Consider the following 15,498-nt stretch of genomic DNA (forward strand, 5'->3'; position numbering starts at 1 on the left):
CCAAGTGCGCAAGAACAGTACCAGCGGACGGTGGAGGCTGCCGGTTTGCGCGCAGAGATGCAGGGTTGGTGGGCAGTAGCTCCGAATGGGAACGTTCGTTCAGTGTATGCGCGTTCTTCTGGATGCACGCTCACGAACACGCAGTGTTGCGGGGGCTCTCCGCTATCGGACCGAAGCCTCGGCGAGCTCGATGCCCTCCAACTGCGCACCGGTCAGGGCGCCCGCGACGTCACGCAAGAGCGTGAGCAACTTCGAGCGTGGCTCCGGTGGGAAGTGGGTCTCCGGCGCTTCCAGCTGAGCCGTAGCGGCGGCAAGGTTCTCGATCACGGCAGCCAGTCGCCGCCTTGCGCCGCGGCTGGTCGCCTCCTGATCAGCGCGTCCCAGGACGCCGAGCGTTTCATAGAGGCCGACCCCCAGGGCATCGGCCACCGCGTCGCGCACCGTGGTCTCACGCGCAGGTGCGCCCCGCCGTGGCGCCCGATCGTGAAGCAGCGGGATGGAAGCGCGTGCGATCATCGCCCCGCTCTTCCGGCAGTTGATGCACCACGTGGTGTCGCCTCGCCGTGATCGTACCGAGCCCCACCGAACCTGGACGAATGCGTCCGCCCGTAGCACCCGCGGCGTCAAGAGCACCGTGTTGCCGCCAGCGACCGTCGCCGCATCGAGGTGCCCCCATGCGGTCGGAGGCATCTCGTCGAGCGACGGCAGCGCCGGCCGCGTCACCGGCAACCCGAGCATGAGCCGCTCGACCACCTCGTCCCACATCCAATCATCCGATTCACGCCACCAGGCCGCGCGCACGGGCATCCAGAGCTCTTCGCCCCGATCCGTTGTCAGATCGTAGTACGGATCACGCCGTCGCAGCCAAGCCGCGAGCATCCGCCGCCTCTCTGACGTCTCACCCCCTGGAGCCGGTGTCGACGTCAGATCGAAGAGCTGCCGCCGGAGGAGGCCGAGCGCAGGCACGGGCGCCGCCCCGCTGTTGCCGCCGACGAGCGCATCGATGCCGCTCGGGCCGCAACGCAGCGCCAGGAGCTCGAGCCGATGCAGCAGCGCGCCTCCGGCGACGCGCCGGAAGCCGCGCTCGATCGAGGGAACCAGGACCTCGAAGCGGAAATCCTCGTCGAGGGACCACACGGGCGCCTCGGGGGATGGCTCCCATCCGCGTTCGCACGCGGCGCGAAACGCGAAGGCCCTGGCCTCGCACAGGGAGAGCGGGCGGGACGACCTCGGGACATGAACCTCGGCGACCACAATCCTGGGGTCGGTCCACGTCCGCAGCGTCGCGCCGTGCTCGTCGTCGATCTCGGGGTCGCGGTCGTTGCGAACGAAGAGCAGCTCGACGAGTGGCCCCCCTGCGCCGGCCCGCCAGCGTGAACGTTCGAGCGCGCGTTGAAGCGACGCGAGGAGCGCTGCCACGCTCCCGGCCGTGTCCGTCGTGATGACGACGATGCGCAGGGACCGAAGCCTCGGCGCAGCGCCATCGCGCTCGAACGCCTCGCACAGGCGGTCGATGAACGCCTGCCGTGCGTCGACGTCCGTGTCGCTGCAGCACGTCTCCTCGATCAGCGCCGTCTCCGCGGCATGCAGCAGTCCTGGGAAGTGCGCCGCGATCGTGCCCGCGGCGAGCGCCTGCTGCAGCCGACGCTCCAGCGCCGCCGGGGCCCAGGGGTCTACACCCCAGAGGTCGATCGCGCGCGTCCGGAACGCGGCCTCCTGCCGATGATCCATCCTCGGGCCATTCAGCTGCAGGAACCCTTCGAGCCCTGGCGGGATGGCCTGCGCTCCGCGACGGGACAAGCGTTCCCCGTCGTGGGCGTGGTACTCGACCAAGGGCGTGAGGATTCGCCGATAGCGGCGCGGTTGCGCCGCGACGAGGCGCAGGCCGAAATCCATGTCGTTGAACGACGGCAGGCTCTCGGAGAAGCCCCCGGCTGCCCAGAAGAGCTCCCGCGTCACGACGAGGTTGCTGCCCCGTAGACCGGGGTTGGCCACCAGGAACACCCCCGCATCAAGCGTCTCCGGGGGAACCTTTTCGGGCTGCACCCCGTCGCGGTTGTGCTTCTCGAAGGCGGTCAGCGCGAGATCGAAGGCCGGTCCGTCCGCGAAGACCGCGGCGAGGTAACCAGGCTTCCAGACATCGTCGTCGTCGAGGAAGCAGAGGTGGTGGGCGCGCGCGACGCGGGCCCCGTGGTTGCGCGCGGCTCCAGCACTTCGTGAGTCCCCCACCGCCAGGACGGTGCAGGGGAGCCCCGCGGTCTGCGCAGCCACATCGGGCACGGCGTCCTCCGCCGCGTCGACGATCACGAGGATCTCGCGTGGCCTGAGGAGCTGAGCGAGCACCGAAGCGAGCGCCCTCCGCAGCAGGATGGGCCGGCGCCCCGTGGTGGGCACGATGACGGCGGCGTCGATCTGGTCGTTCAAGGAGCGCGCTCGCGCCAGAGGCGGTGGATGTCGCTCGCGATCGCGGCCCCGCCCGGCGCGCCCAGCGATGACCGGAATCGGCGCCGGGCAGCCTCGCGAGAGGCGACCTCGCGGATCTGCATCGCCACGTGGCGTGCGGCCGCCTCCAGCACCGCACCAGAGCGTAACGCCGTCCGGAGCGCTGCGAGCACCCGCTCGGTGTAGGCGCCTTCATCATCAATCCGCTCGGGCAGGTCCAACGCGGGGACCAGGCCCGGGAGGTTGATGCCAGGCGGGACGAGCTCAACGGCCTCGTAACGGGCAAGCTGGAGCACCTGCGTGGCGTTCTGCGGGGGAAGGAACACCACAGGAACATCGAGCCAGAGCGCCTCGAAGACCGCGTTGAGCCCGGGGGCGGTCAGGAACAGCGCGGCGTCGGCGAGCGCCTGCAGGTACGCCGGCTGCGGCAGGCTCACGGCCTTCGCGCGGGGCGGCAGGATGGGACCAAGCACGGCGCACGCATCGCTCCCGGCGGCGATGAGGATCGGCCCGGGAGGTAGCAGTCGCTCCACTTCGTGCAGGATACGGGCGACCCACTCGAGGAACATCGGCGCCCGGCCAGGATCGATGAAGCGCGAGCGCACCCCGCCCAGGTTGATCAGCGTGCCCTGCGGCGCTTTCGACCGCGGAGGCACGGTCCGGATCAAGGGGCCGACCACGACCGGCCGCACGTCCGGCGGCAGGACCTCGACCCGCTCACGGACGCCGGGGAACGCCTGCGCGTAGCCGCGCTGCGCAGCCGTCCACACCGCATGGTCCTTGCGTGCGCTGTACCAGTACAGGATATCCACGAAGAAGATCGGCAGCCCGCGCCGGCGGTAGACCTCGATGTTGGCCAGGTTCGAGACCACGAGCGCCGCGTCGAAGTGCTCTCTTTCGAGCGCTCTCGCAACGGCGTCGGGATCCTTCACGTCGACCGCGATGGTGCGCGTGATCGCCGGGTCGGCGCCGAGCAACTCGGCCGTGACGTCGCGCACCAGTGCGACCGCCTCGGCGTTGACGTGCTCCAGGATGGCCAGGAGCGCCGAGCTCGATCCGTAGGCCATCGGGTTGGCATCGCAGAGCAGGCGCGGTCGCTGGGTCACGGGAGCACTCCTCCTGCGAACCGTTGCACCGTTGCCTCGTCGCGCGGCACCAGCCAGCCCTCGATCCAGGCGAAGTCCAGGTGCGTCTCATCGAGCGCGTCCAGCGCCGCGCTGGCGCGCTGGAGGAGGGGACGGCCCTTCGTGTTGAAGGACGTGTTCAGCACGATGGGCGGCTCACCCTGCTGCTCGAGCGCGTCGAGCAACCGCTCCAGGAACGTCTCTGGCGCGACGATCTGCGCCCGCGCCGTCCCGTCGAGGTGCGCTGCGGCAGGGAAGCGGGCGAGCGCCTCGGGGCGCATCTCGACGGCGAAGGACATGTAGGGCGAGGGGGCCGCATCCAGGAGGAACTCTCCCGCTCGCGCCGCCGCGACGGCCGGGGCCAAGGGCCGGTACCACTCCCGCGACTTGATGCGGGCGTTGATCCGCTCCTTCACCTCGCGAGAGCCGGGCAGCGCCAGCAGCGAGCGGTGACCGAGCGCTCGTGGTCCAAGCTCGGCGCGGCCGTGGGCGACGCCGATCACGGCGCCGCGGCGTAGCAGCGACGCGATCCCCTCGACGCCGGTCCGCACGGCGCCGCGCCGCACAAGCTCGTCCTCGCCCACGTCCATGTCGAGCCATGGCCCCACGAACACGTCCGGCGGCGCTGAGGGCGGCTCGACGGACCACAGCGCACCGGTCGCGATGCCGGCATCGTTGGGCGCGGGCGGCACATGGACCGGGCGGCCGAACATCCGACGGACGAGCTCGTTGGCCCGCACGTTGAGCGCGCATCCGCCCGTGAGCACGATCCCCTCGTCGTGTTCCGCGAGGTGCTCTCGGACGATCCGGAGCACGAGCTTCTCGAACACCGCCTGACTCGTCGCCGCGAGATCGCGCGCTTCTTCCTCGGGGGCAGCGTCGGCCTCGAGCTCCAGGCCAAGCTGCTCGCCGAGCGAGTAGAGGGCCTGCAAGGGCTCCTGGAAGTTCAGGTAGTAATCCTCGACTGGACCGAGCCACGCCTCACGGATGCGCCCGAGGGCGGCGTAGGCCATCAGCTTGCCAGCGAGAGAGAGGTGCCCCGCCCGCGGCTGAGGACGCCGTCCGGTGACCTCGGGCATGGCGGTGGCGAGCAAACGGTACGGGGTGCCGAGGTTCAGCGGCACGCGGCCGAGGTGCGTGAGCGCCCGGTCGTGCGCGCGGAACAGGTTGCACGTCCCGTCGTTCCCGCCGCCATCGAAGGACATGACGAGGGCGCACCGGAAGGGCGCGTCGTGGATCCCGTGCAAGGCGTGGGCGCGGTGGTGGTCGACGGTCACCCAGCGCTCGGCCGAGACCAGCTCGGCGAGGATGCGGCGGAGGGAGGGCATCACCCAGCTCGTCACGGCCACGTCGAAGCGCTCGATCCCCGTTGCTCGTACGGCGACCTCGATCGCCCGCCGCCACTGCGCCCGGAAGGTCTCGGCATCCCACGCGCTCGCGAAGTACCGCTCCTCGAACAACCTCTCCAGCTCGAGCGCGAGCTCGAGCACGCCGTCGCGGGCCACGGCGAGACCCGCGTCGTGCTGGACATGGAACGCGATGACCTTCATGACTGCCCCCCCGAGGCCATGTGCTCCAGCGTCGCGACGAGCTGGTGCGCCGTCAACGCAAGCGTGCCGAGCGGCAGCGACTCGTCGGCGCCGTGGACATTCGAGCGCGCGTCGTTGGGTCCGAAGGCCGCATAGGGCCGCTCGCCGAAGAGCGAGCCGACGGGCCCGGCAGATGCCGCCGACGCGCGGTTCAGCGCGCGGGCTTCGAGCACCATCGAGATCGACTTCTCGTGGGCAAGCTCCCGCCAGCGGCGGCAAAGATCACCGAGGCGCTCGTCCGATCGGAACGCCAGGATGCGCTGCCGTTCCGGGGCCTCGAAGTATCCGGTCTCGTCGAGCCACACCGCCACGTCGATCTCTCGCAGGGCGGTAAGGTGCCCGGCGAGCACAGGCGAGCCCGTTTCTTCCTCTCCCTCGATCACCCAGAGCACGCCGGGCCAGGATCGCACGTCTCGCGCCGCCAGAAGGCGCTGCGCAAGCGGCCCGAGGTTGTCCGCGATGCCACGCCCGTAGGCGCGCCCCGCGGCGACCCGAAGCTGCAGCGCGTCGCCATGCCAGCTTTCGTGCACAGGTTCGACGTCGTAGTGGCCGTAGAGCCCGATCGTCGGGATCCCGATCGGCGCGGGACGTCGCGCGACGAGCAGCGGAGCATGCCCGGAGCGCCGCAGCTCCTCCACGGCGAAGCCGAGATCGCGCAGCTCAGCGTGAACCTCGGTCGCCACCTCCAGGGCCGACGCGCTTCCGGACACGGGGTGGAGGGCGACCCAGCGCCCGACGCGGTCGAGCCACTCCGCTTCACGATGCCATGCAGCGCTCATCCGCGCCTCCCGAGCGCTGGCAGCAGCGTCTGCTCCACCCAGCGAGGCTCGTCTGGCACCACGAACCTGCAGATCCGCAGCGGCTGGCGAGGGGTCACCTGGTTGCCGAGGAGGAGGCCGAGACGGTAGCCGTGCGTTGCGACGATCCCTTCGGACCCCTCGCTCCACGCTGCATCGGGGTAAGCGAGGGCCGCCGGCCTCGGAAAGCCATGCCGAGCGAAGACCTGGTCCACCTCGTCGAGCTCGGCCGTGAGTGCTGGAGTATCGAGCACCGGAAACGGCCTGTGCGTCGCGCCGTGGCCTCCGATCGACCAGCCCCGCCGCACGAGGCCGCGAAGCTCTTCGGCCAGCAAGTACAACCGCCGCGATGGCTCGGCTGGCGCGTCCAGCGCCTCGCCCAGCATGGCCAGGATCGCATCCCGCTCCTCCTCGGGAGCCTGGAGGCAACGTCGCCGCTCGGGGCCATCAACGAGCCGCGCCCGATCGTCCGGACGGTTGAGATCGAACGCCCAGCGGTGCCCACCCACCACGAGCGTGCCTCGGCGCCTCCGTGCGCGTGCGAGCGCCGCGTACCAGCGATCCGCGGGCAGCGCTCGAGGCGGCGTCGCGAGCGTGCACGTGGTGACGAAGACGCTCGCCGCAGCGTCCACTGCTGCGAGCACCGGCGCCGCGTGCTCGACGACATCGGCATAGCCGTCGTCGAAGGTGATCCAGGCGGAAGGGGCGTCGAGCTCTGTGCGACCGTCGGCCCAGGCGGAGACTGCCGCCTCGTCCACGGGCGTGACGTGCTGCACGAGCTGCTCCACCTGGCGCGCGAAGCTGCTGAGCGAGACGGCCGTCCCGCGGGAGAAGTACGGCCATCCGTCGCCGGTGCGGTCCGCATCCGGCATCACCCGGTGGTAGCAGAGGACCGCGAGCTGCCCCGTCATACGAACGAGGGCGGAGGGACGACCGCCTCGGCGAGGGTCAGGGCGAGGTGCGCTGCCTCGCGAGGTGCCAGGGGGCCGTGCACGCGATCGCCGCGCCGGTCGTCGAGCGTTTCGCCGGCGAGACGCGTCGCCCATCCTTCCGAGGTGCCGACGCACACGATGGGTCGCCCGAGCTCCCACGCGAGCGCGAGCTCTCCCAGCGTACCCGTTCGCCCTCCGACCGCGAGCACCACGTCAGAGGATGCTATCAGCACGGCGTTGCGGGCATGGTTCATCCCCGTGCAGATCGCGACGTCTGCGGCGTCGCTCGCGTCGCCCGCGCGGTACGTTGGGAGGATGGCGATGGTATCTCCGGACTGGTACCGCGCCGACGAGCGCGCACCCTGGAGCGCCGCGGCCATGACGCCGCTGAGCCCGCCGGTAAGCACCCGGAAACCTTGGTCGACGAGAGCCGCCCCGAGCTCGTGGGCAAGCGCGAGCTGGTCGGTCGTCGCGCGAGTGCTTCCGATCACGGCGGCAACGGGTCGGCGCATCCTGTGTCCCCCAGAGCTCCAGGGTAGCCCCAAGCTGTGATCCCGGTAAAGGACGGCAGCGGTGGCCGGCGAGAGGGTTTACCTCACCGGTGTGCCGCGCTTTGTCCAGTAATCGTGATAGTGTCGGTACATTTCTTGCCAGGTCCGGTACTCCATTGGACTGCGGCGGAGTCGCTCTTTCCAGGCAGCATCGACCGCCGCTCTCTTCTCTCTGCCACCTAGCCCGTAGCACTGGAAAATCGCCTCGGCCAAGCTGGGGTTTACATCCAGCTCGGCACATAGCGAGGCATATTGACCGAGCGAGAGCGCCTCCGATGTCGGCTTGTTTTGATCGATATAAAGACTGGTTTCGAACTCGTCAGATTGGCCGGTTGCAGCGCCTCCGGGGCTGTCCTCTGTCCATGTAGGAGGTCGGAACGGTAGTGCTGGACCCCTTGGTCCGTAAGGGGCGACTCCGGTCGTGGTGGCCTCAAGATGTGGCGATTCGACGTCGTGACTCGTGCTTGTGTGCGTCTGAGCAGCTCGCTGCCATGAAGGAAGTTTGGCGGGGCGAAATGGTAATGCCGAGCTTTGGGGAGCGAGCGGCGAAGTCACCGTCTGGGCGAGATCTCTGGGGGGAGTATTGCCATGCTCCTCCGGAGCCAGGGCTGTGGGAATGAAGAGGGTAGCCTCCAACGAGGGGGGTGACCCGTCAGAATGGAAGGGGAGTGGCGCTGCTCGCGGCAGCGCAGGTGGTGACAACGTCTGAGCGGCGTCATGGCTGACGTTCGTTCTGCTCTCACGCGACTCAACTCCATCGCGGGTTGGCGGCGAGACCTGTGGCAGACTTATTGCGGTTGTTACGGTGCCTGGAGGGGCCGAGTACGCTGGTGGTACCTCGTACACCCCGTCGTTCAGCGGGAGATTAGCAGCAGGGTAGGGGGCCGGGACTGCAGAGAGAGATGGTCGCGACCGTCCAGGAAGCCCTTCCAGCGGTGACACCGGTATGCTGCGCGGCGGCGCGGGCAGGACGGGGGAAGACGGCGGCGCTGGTGCAGGCGCGATCGGCACGGCGGGCGTCGCTTGCTCTGCGGTGGGCGGTGCTCCAGCCCGCAAGGCATCCAGCCCCCATTCCGGGAGCTCCTCTTCCGGAGCGCCAGCCGCGACCACGACTGGCACGGATGACCGCGTCCGAAGCGGGGGCGGTAGCCTCCGCGCGCCCGCCTGGATCGCCGCGAGCGGCGGGGCCTCCGGGGACCGCAACGCCGTCGTCGCCTCCGCGCGGAGCGCTGCGTCCCTGCCCAGGCGCTCGGCCCATCGCTCCTGCACGCGTACCCAGTCGCCGAGGAAGAGCCCGTGCTCGGCCAGCATCGCGGTTGGGTTCTCGGCTTCGGCCAGGTGGCGCTGGAACGCAAGGAACTGGTGGAGGTCGTCGTCGAGCGGAGCCACGGGACGAGCGAAGCGTGCGCGCTGGGTCGCGAGGGCCCGATCGAGTGCATCGAAGAGCGACAGGTCCCCCTCGGCGCTCTCCTGCAAGCGATCCACCCACCGCTCCTCCGCGGCCTCCCACGCGTCGAGCGAGAGGCCTTCGTGCTCGAGGACGACCTCAACCGGATAGCCCTCGCCAAGTGCCGCCACGACCGCGGCGTACAGCGTGAGCGGCACGTCGTCTTCAGGCTCAGGCATCGGTGTCCACCCGGATCTCTCGGAGGAGCGTCCTGCCGCGCCCCATCGTGAAGACAGCGCGATGCACGAGCTCCACCCGGCCACGCGCGGGCTCGATCAGCACGGTGTCGACCACCGGCCGCACGGTCGTACGCTCCTGACCTCGAATGCCGTGCACGACGAGCTTCGTGTCGGGCAGCTCGCACCGGAAGAGCCCGCGCTCGGACATGCCGAGGACAGCGATCTCCGTTCCCGGCGGTGGTGGCGCCTTGAGTTGCAGCGAAGGATGCGCCACGTTCTCGAAGCGCGGGTCGTAATCGAGCGGCAAGAGCGGCATGCGGGCCTTCTTCCATGTCGCGTCGAACGTGCCGGCGTACGAGCGACGGGGCATCCAGTGCGATCGCGTCGCGCCGTAGCCCACCGGGGCATGGTCTTCACCCGCGCGCGTGTGCGGGAAGGCGGGGTGCTCGATCTGCGGCGCGGGCGTATCGAGGAGATCTTTGTCGCGGTGCGCCACGCCGACGCCGGCCGGATTGCGCTCCTCGGCGAGCGCGCAGTCGGCCGTCATGCCGCCGTAGGCGCGATCGTACACGACCGGCATCGCCTCGAACGGCGCGGCAGGGCCGATGACGACGCCGCGCGCGCCCTTGACGAAGAAGCGCTCGCCGTGAACGACGAGCGGCGCTTCCAGCGCGCCGACACGCACGAGGACGTCCATGCGCGCGACGGACCGTGGGGAGATGGCGGCCCCGACCACCACCACGTCCGCGCCGCGCTTCGCGCAGCACACGTCGGACGGGTACTTGACGCTGCCCTGAGGGCGCTGCTCGTCCCAGAGCACGTCGGCCACGCGCACGGGAGACGGCTCCGCCGACGGCACCAGCCTGTCCGTGCGGCTCAGCTCGAACGTCGCCTTGATGATGGCGATCACCACGCGCTGGCCGCTCGGATCGACATAGGGCACGTCGAGCGCGGGATAGCTGGTCGCGTTCAAGAGGCTCATCTGTCCCTCGTCCAAGGGAACCGTGGGGGCGGTCGCTCCTCGATCGACGTTGAGGCGGACCCCGGAGGTGAGCCTGCGCTCCACGTCGAAGCCGCGTCGGCAGCAGGCGTGCGTCTCTGCCGCGAGCGCAGGACCGAGCGCCAGGGATCGCCCAGAAAGCCCCCATCGGCTCGCGACATCGCGGCGAGCGCGGGGGCGAGCGAGGCGTCGGCAGCGGGCGACCAGCGCCAGAGCGCCGGCCGTTCAGCGAGGCCCGCGCGCACGTTGGCCTCATCGACGAGCCACGAGAGCTCGGCCTGCGACCGTGTGCCATCCGCGGCCGCCTCTGTCATGCATCCCGGACGGTAGGGTTTGCCGAAACGGTGACGCACAGCCTCGTCGACCGCCGCGGTGGCCAGCCAGGTGCGCCATGCCTCCGAGGAGGTGAGCCTCTGCTCCTCGAAGGGCACCCCGAAGATCGCTACGAGGGCCGCGCTCGCGTCGTCCGCTGCGTCCTCGTCGCCGAGCGCTCTCACGAGCACCGGCGCCGCGCCCGGATGCCCGTAGCGCCCGAGCCCGCGCAGCACCGCCGACGAGAGACCACAGCGCGCGACAATCCGCCGTGCGAGCGGCGCGTCGTCTCCGGTGCCGAAGAACGCCAGCACGTCGAGGGCGCGAGGCCCTAGTCGGTGTAGCATGGACGCGTCGTGCACCATGCCGTAGTACCCCGCGGGGATGCCCCGGAGCGCGAGGGCGCGCGCGGTTTGCCAGGTGAGCTCCGCGTCGGGCGCGCGGTTCAGCTCGGCCAGGAGCAGCTCATCGAGCCGCCGCTCCTCGGGCGTGGGTCGGGCGTCCGTCAGTAGTGCTGTCCGGGGCAACCGCGCGGCGGCCCGTACAGCCGCCCAGCGCACCGTGCGAGCGGCGTCGGACGCGAGCACACGCGCAAGCTCGTCCGGCCCGAGCGCGCCTGCCAGCGAGAGCGCCTCGATTCCTGCGGCCCGTACCGCGGGATGAGCCTCGTCGATGAGGTGGCGAGCCCAGTCGAAGCGCTCGGGGTGAGCGCCAAGCGCGAGCGCCTCGCCCGCGATTGCAGCGGCCTCCGCGTCGTCCTCCGGCAGGCGACGCACCATCGTGGCGATCGCTTCGGGCAGATCCTCGCCGTCGAGGCATGCGAGCACGAAGGTGGGAGCCCAGGCCTTCCATGGATCCGGCAGATCGACCGCCTCCTCCCACCAGGCGATGAGCAGGGCGGGGAACCGCGGGGTGACGACGAGGGCGTCCAAGAAGGACAGGATGCGCTCCTCCTCCCGGGCCCGCCCTTCGCGCGGGAGCAACGCCCGGTGGCGAGCGGCCAGCGCGATGCCATCGAGACACGCCGAGATGACCTCACCATACGTCGCGATAAGCGGGATCGGGGTGCCTTTGCCCTTCGCCTGGCGCACCGGCGCGGTCTGGTTGTCTCCAGGTGAAGAAGGGGCCAAAGGCTCGCCCTCGGTACCGTCGAGCGCGCCGAGCACGGCGGGCAATGGCTCCGCGGTCGCGGCGAGCGCCGCAGGGGAGTCCGGACCATCGCTTCGCTGGGGCGCATCGCGGTCGCTCTCCTCCGCGAGCTCGCCCTCGAGCATTGCCGGCGGGACGGCTGCGATCTCGAATCGGTCGCGTTGCACCTGACGAAGCGAAGGTCCCTCGTGCGCTGCGACGAGCGCGTGCAGGCTGCGTGGCGTCATCCGACCCCTCCCTGGACGAGCGCGGCGCCACGCGTGCCGTCGCGCGAGATCGCCCATGCGATGAGGTGCGCCGTGGGAGAAAGCCCGCGGAAGATCCCGTGCTGCAACGCGCCCACGCCGAACGCCATGCAGGCGACACCCGCCGCCGCGCCGAGCCTCCCGGTCTCGTCCTCCAGCGTCACGGCTTCCGCTTCCTCCGCGAATCGGCTCGCCTCGCGCGCGCGGGCCAGGTGCCAGTCGCGCTGGCGCAGATCGTCCACCTTCTCCTGGCCAACCACGAGGTCGATCCGCCGCGGAGGAAACGCGCGCAGGAGCGCCGTCATCGCGGTGCCGTCCAGGATCGCGTCGTCCTCGTCGGTGCCTTTCCCGACCGCGGTCCCGCTCCCGCGCACGCGCGCGCCGGAAAGACCGAGCGCGCGCGCCCGCTCCGGTCGCGTCAGGAGGAGCGCAGCGGCGCCCTCGGAGGCAGGCGGACGGCGCGGGCACCAGGGGCTCTCGCCGCACTCGAGATCCTCCGCAAGCGCATCCGGGTGGATGAACGAGTCCACGCCCATGAGGAGCACGGCGGACGCGCATCCGTCCGAGAGCCACACGCCCGCCTGTTCCAGCGCGGCGAACGCGCCTGCCGCGTCGACCCAGGTCTGCACCACCGAGGCGCCGCAGCGCCTCGCCGCGTGGGATCGGGCCTTGGCCACGTCGGCCGCGAGGATGCCCGCGCGGCGCGGCGCCACGAACGCGAGCGCGAACGGGCCCGCCTGAGAGGCCGTCTCCCACGGAGAGAGCGCCTGGTGCGCGGCGATCTCCACCATCCGCGACAGCCGCTCCGCCATGCCGAGCGATGCGCCCAGGAAGCCGCAGTGCCTCGCGCGGACGGGCTTTCCGTCCGCCGTCTCGAACGCCGGAGGCGGCGGCGCGCCGACCGACGCGCGCAGGTAGAACGCGTGCTCGGTCGCGCCCAACCCGAGCGGCGAAACGAGGCCACACCCGACGATCACCGCGCTGCTCATTCCATGCTTCCTGTGGTCGGTCTCCGCTCTGCGACTGCTACGATGGCCCCCGCTGTGCGTCCGGTCCTCGTCAATGTGTCGTGTCCCCGGATTGCTTCGTGGCGCCGTTGATCTTGATCGTGCCGGCCTTCACGAGCACACCGCCCGACGACGCGGCCACCACCGAGCTACCGACCACGAAGGCCACCACGCCGCCATCGCATTTCATGGAGCCGCCCGCTTGCACCGTGATCTTCGACCCCGCCTTCATCGAGTAGCTCCCGTTCGCCTTGACCTTCAGGCTCCCGCCGACGTTCGTGGTGACAGGGCCTTTGACCTCGCGGCCGACCGACGTCGCGGCGTTGATGTGGAGGCTCCCGAGCGTCTCCTCCGACGCCCCGAGCACCTGCGCGCCCACGCTCACGGCCTTGGTGGCGTGGCCTCCGCCGACCGTGATCCAGCACGCGCCGGTCGTCTGCCAGGCGATGTTCCCGGGTGTGGTGACCACGAGCGCGCCGCCGATCATCTCGGAATAGGGCCCCTGGATGATCTCGTTCCGGTGACCGGGGCCCGGGCCGTGGGCTGCAGCGGCGTCGCTCGCCGCACGACCTGCGCCGCCGCCAGCCTCGGCGCCGCCGGACCCCTGCGGCGGCGCCTGCCATGGGAGCGCTCGCCCGCCGCCCGCGATCGACGAGAACAGCGCGCTCCCGCCGGGCACGAAGCCCGCCGCCGCACCGACGAGGCCGAGGACGCCCGCGTCGCGCGCGGCGTTCGGGCCGGCGCCGGGGGCGGACGCCGCCTGGACCATGCCCCAGCCCACGCCGGCCGCCGTCGTCGCGACGGTCGTGGCGATTTGCCCGACGCGTCCGAGTCCCTGCCCGAGCGCGCCGGCGCCGGCGAGCGCCGCGTTGACGCCCAAATTGAGCGCGCCCGTCACGGGATTGCCCACCTTCTCCAGCAGCGCCCCACCGACGACGACGCTCTCGCTGCCCACGGACACGCTGAAATCGCCTTTGACGTAGATGTCCTGAGTCCCGCCCACCGTGGCCGCCTGCGAGCCTACCTCGGCGATGAGCGCCTCCCTGACGGTCAAGGAGTCCTTCACCCCCACGCTCACCGTTTGACTCGCGCCGATGATCTGCTCTTCCACCTTCGCCGTCTGCACCATCATGTTGTTGCCGACGTCGGTCGTTTTGCCGAACCCGGCGTGGATTGAGACATGCTGTCGTCCGGCAGCGTCATCAAAAGATATGGTGTTGTGCGTGCCGCCGCCCGGAGAGCTGAAGGAGCGGAGCACGGTCATGGTCTTGTTGGCGGGCAGCGCGACCGGCGGCGGCGATTTCGCGTTGTAAACGCGGCCGAGCACGTAGGGACGGTCCGGGTCGCCGTCCTCGAACGCGACCGCCACCTCCCAGCCCACCCGCGGGATCACCATGGATCCGGGCAGGTTCGGCTGCACCACCCGGACGGGGAGGCTACTCCGGTGATCCGTGGGCCCGAGGCGATCCCAGAAGAAACGCACGAAGACGCGCCCGGCATCGTCCGGGTGGATCTCGGATCCGGGCGGGCCGGTGACCACCGCCGCCTGCACTCCCTCGATGCGCGGGCGCGGCGTGCGGCGCGGCAGGCGGAAGGGCACGCTCTTAGGGATCGTCTCGACCGTGACGCCGTGGTCGTGGCTGCCTTCCTCCCATCGGATGGAGACAGACGTCACGAAGTGCTCGCCCTCTACGTGAGGGACGCCGGCGTAGTCGCCGCCATGCTCGAGCGTGACGACATGCCCTGGCGCGAGGCCGAACGCGTTCGTTTCGAAGGACAGCCGCCTCGCGTCGGCCCGCAGGCTCTCGAGCAGTGCCTTCGCGCGGGCGTCGCCTTCAGCGGGAGAACGGAAGCGGCCGGGGGCGAGGTACACCTCTGTCTCGATCTCGATGCCCGCGCCCGCGGACGCGGTGCCGGAGAGCTGAGCGGCGGGCCGAGCCGGGTTGTGGTCGCGCAGCGTGACCTTGCCGGCGCGGCGTTCGGTGACCAGGCGCGGGGCCCAGGCGGTGAGCCCAGGCCGGGTCAGCCCGGAGCCGTCGGTCATCTGGACGATGCCGTCGAACGGCGCGGCCGCGCTGGAGGTGTCCTCAAGGAGGAAGCGCTCGCCGTCGGCGGTGACCGCCGCGCGGAAGTAGAGGCCTTCCTCCTCGCAGAGCCGCCGGATGAAGGTGAGGTTGTCTTCCATCCACTGCACGACATACTCGCGCCGCGCGTGGCTCCCGCCGAGCTGGAGGTCGATCCGCTCCGCCGGAAAGCCTGCCTCGGCGAGCAGCTGCTTGACGAGATCAAGCACGGTGACGTGCTGGTAGACGCGGACCTTCCGGCCGAGCCGGAGGAGCGACCAGGCCGGCTCCACGACGGCGCGGTAGCGCCGCGACGGCGCGGCGTGCGTCGTGGCGACGCGGGTGAAGCGGGTCACGACGCCGGAGATCCACCGCTCGCCGAGGTCGCTCGCGAGGCGCAGGGCGCACGACTTGCCGAGCACGGCGGAGACCTCCACGGGCTCCGGGGAGAAGAGGTCGAGCTCGTGGCGTGAGGGCTCGCCGAGGCGCTCCGTGCCGGTCACGGCGCGCAGCGAGAGGGGGAGCGAGGGGGCGTCGAGGTAAAGCGTAACGGTTGTCGCCATGCGTTCCTTGGAGCGGGCCGTTGCGTTGTTTCTCCTTGCTGCCGATTCTACGATTCAGGCATCTTGGATGCCTGCAACGGCGAGTGCTCGTGTCCTAT

At 70.7% G+C, this 15,498-nt stretch carries 11 protein-coding genes; 1 reads left to right on the forward strand and 10 read right to left on the reverse strand.

The window, feature by feature from the left end; genetic code table 11:
* Positions 1 to 162 precede the first annotated feature (162 nt).
* The 6 genes from WME85_RS19235 to WME85_RS19260 form a co-directional block, all read right to left on the reverse strand.
* Entirely contained in the window at positions 163 to 2,424 is a 2,262-nt protein-coding gene (locus tag WME85_RS19235; protein ID WP_437840080.1) for a glycosyltransferase family 2 protein, read from the reverse strand.
* The gene (locus WME85_RS19240; RefSeq protein ID WP_437840081.1) at positions 2,421 to 3,548 is read right to left on the reverse strand and encodes a hypothetical protein; all 1,128 of its coding nucleotides are present in this window, start codon (positions 3,546 to 3,548) and stop codon (positions 2,421 to 2,423) included. Before WME85_RS19240 ends, WME85_RS19235 begins: the two co-directional genes overlap by 4 nt.
* Positions 3,545 to 5,116 (reverse strand): carbamoyltransferase C-terminal domain-containing protein, encoded by a 1,572-nt coding sequence (locus WME85_RS19245; RefSeq protein WP_437840083.1) that lies wholly within the window; start codon positions 5,114 to 5,116, stop codon positions 3,545 to 3,547. The genes WME85_RS19240 and WME85_RS19245 overlap by 4 nt, the downstream gene beginning before the upstream one ends.
* Positions 5,113 to 5,838: a M20/M25/M40 family metallo-hydrolase gene (locus tag WME85_RS19250; RefSeq protein ID WP_437840084.1), complete on the reverse strand. Its 726-nt coding sequence runs from the start codon at positions 5,836 to 5,838 to the stop codon at positions 5,113 to 5,115. The genes WME85_RS19245 and WME85_RS19250 overlap by 4 nt, the downstream gene beginning before the upstream one ends.
* Positions 5,839 to 5,930: 92 nt before the next feature.
* On the reverse strand, positions 5,931 to 6,863 hold the full coding sequence (locus tag WME85_RS19255; RefSeq protein ID WP_437840085.1) for a polysaccharide deacetylase family protein: 933 nt from the start codon (positions 6,861 to 6,863) through the stop codon (positions 5,931 to 5,933).
* Positions 6,860 to 7,375: a TIGR00725 family protein gene (locus WME85_RS19260; RefSeq protein ID WP_437840086.1), complete on the reverse strand. Its 516-nt coding sequence runs from the start codon at positions 7,373 to 7,375 to the stop codon at positions 6,860 to 6,862. The genes WME85_RS19255 and WME85_RS19260 overlap by 4 nt, the downstream gene beginning before the upstream one ends.
* A gap of 1,356 nt (positions 7,376 to 8,731) precedes the next feature.
* Here WME85_RS19260 and WME85_RS19265 point away from each other — a divergent pair.
* A complete protein-coding gene (locus tag WME85_RS19265; protein ID WP_437840087.1) occupies positions 8,732 to 9,112 on the forward strand; it encodes a hypothetical protein in 381 nt (126 codons plus the stop codon).
* Here WME85_RS19265 and WME85_RS19270 read toward each other — a convergent pair.
* The 4 genes from WME85_RS19270 to WME85_RS19285 form a co-directional block, all read right to left on the reverse strand.
* Entirely contained in the window at positions 9,054 to 10,043 is a 990-nt protein-coding gene (locus tag WME85_RS19270; RefSeq protein WP_437840088.1) for a DUF2169 family type VI secretion system accessory protein, read from the reverse strand. The genes WME85_RS19265 and WME85_RS19270 overlap by 59 nt on opposite strands.
* Positions 10,040 to 11,689: a hypothetical protein gene (locus tag WME85_RS19275; protein WP_437840089.1), complete on the reverse strand. Its 1,650-nt coding sequence runs from the start codon at positions 11,687 to 11,689 to the stop codon at positions 10,040 to 10,042. Before WME85_RS19275 ends, WME85_RS19270 begins: the two co-directional genes overlap by 4 nt.
* Positions 11,690 to 11,745: 56 nt before the next feature.
* Positions 11,746 to 12,756: a hypothetical protein gene (locus WME85_RS19280; RefSeq protein ID WP_437840091.1), complete on the reverse strand. Its 1,011-nt coding sequence runs from the start codon at positions 12,754 to 12,756 to the stop codon at positions 11,746 to 11,748.
* Between the two features lie 70 nt (positions 12,757 to 12,826).
* Complete coding sequence (locus WME85_RS19285; RefSeq protein ID WP_437840093.1) at positions 12,827 to 15,400, reverse strand: type VI secretion system Vgr family protein; 2,574 nt, start codon at positions 15,398 to 15,400, stop codon at positions 12,827 to 12,829.
* Positions 15,401 to 15,498: the final 98 nt, after the last annotated feature.

Origin of the sequence: Sorangium sp. So ce1153, assembly GCF_051521595.1 — a bacterium.
GTDB lineage: Bacteria > Myxococcota_A > Polyangia > Polyangiales > Polyangiaceae > Sorangium.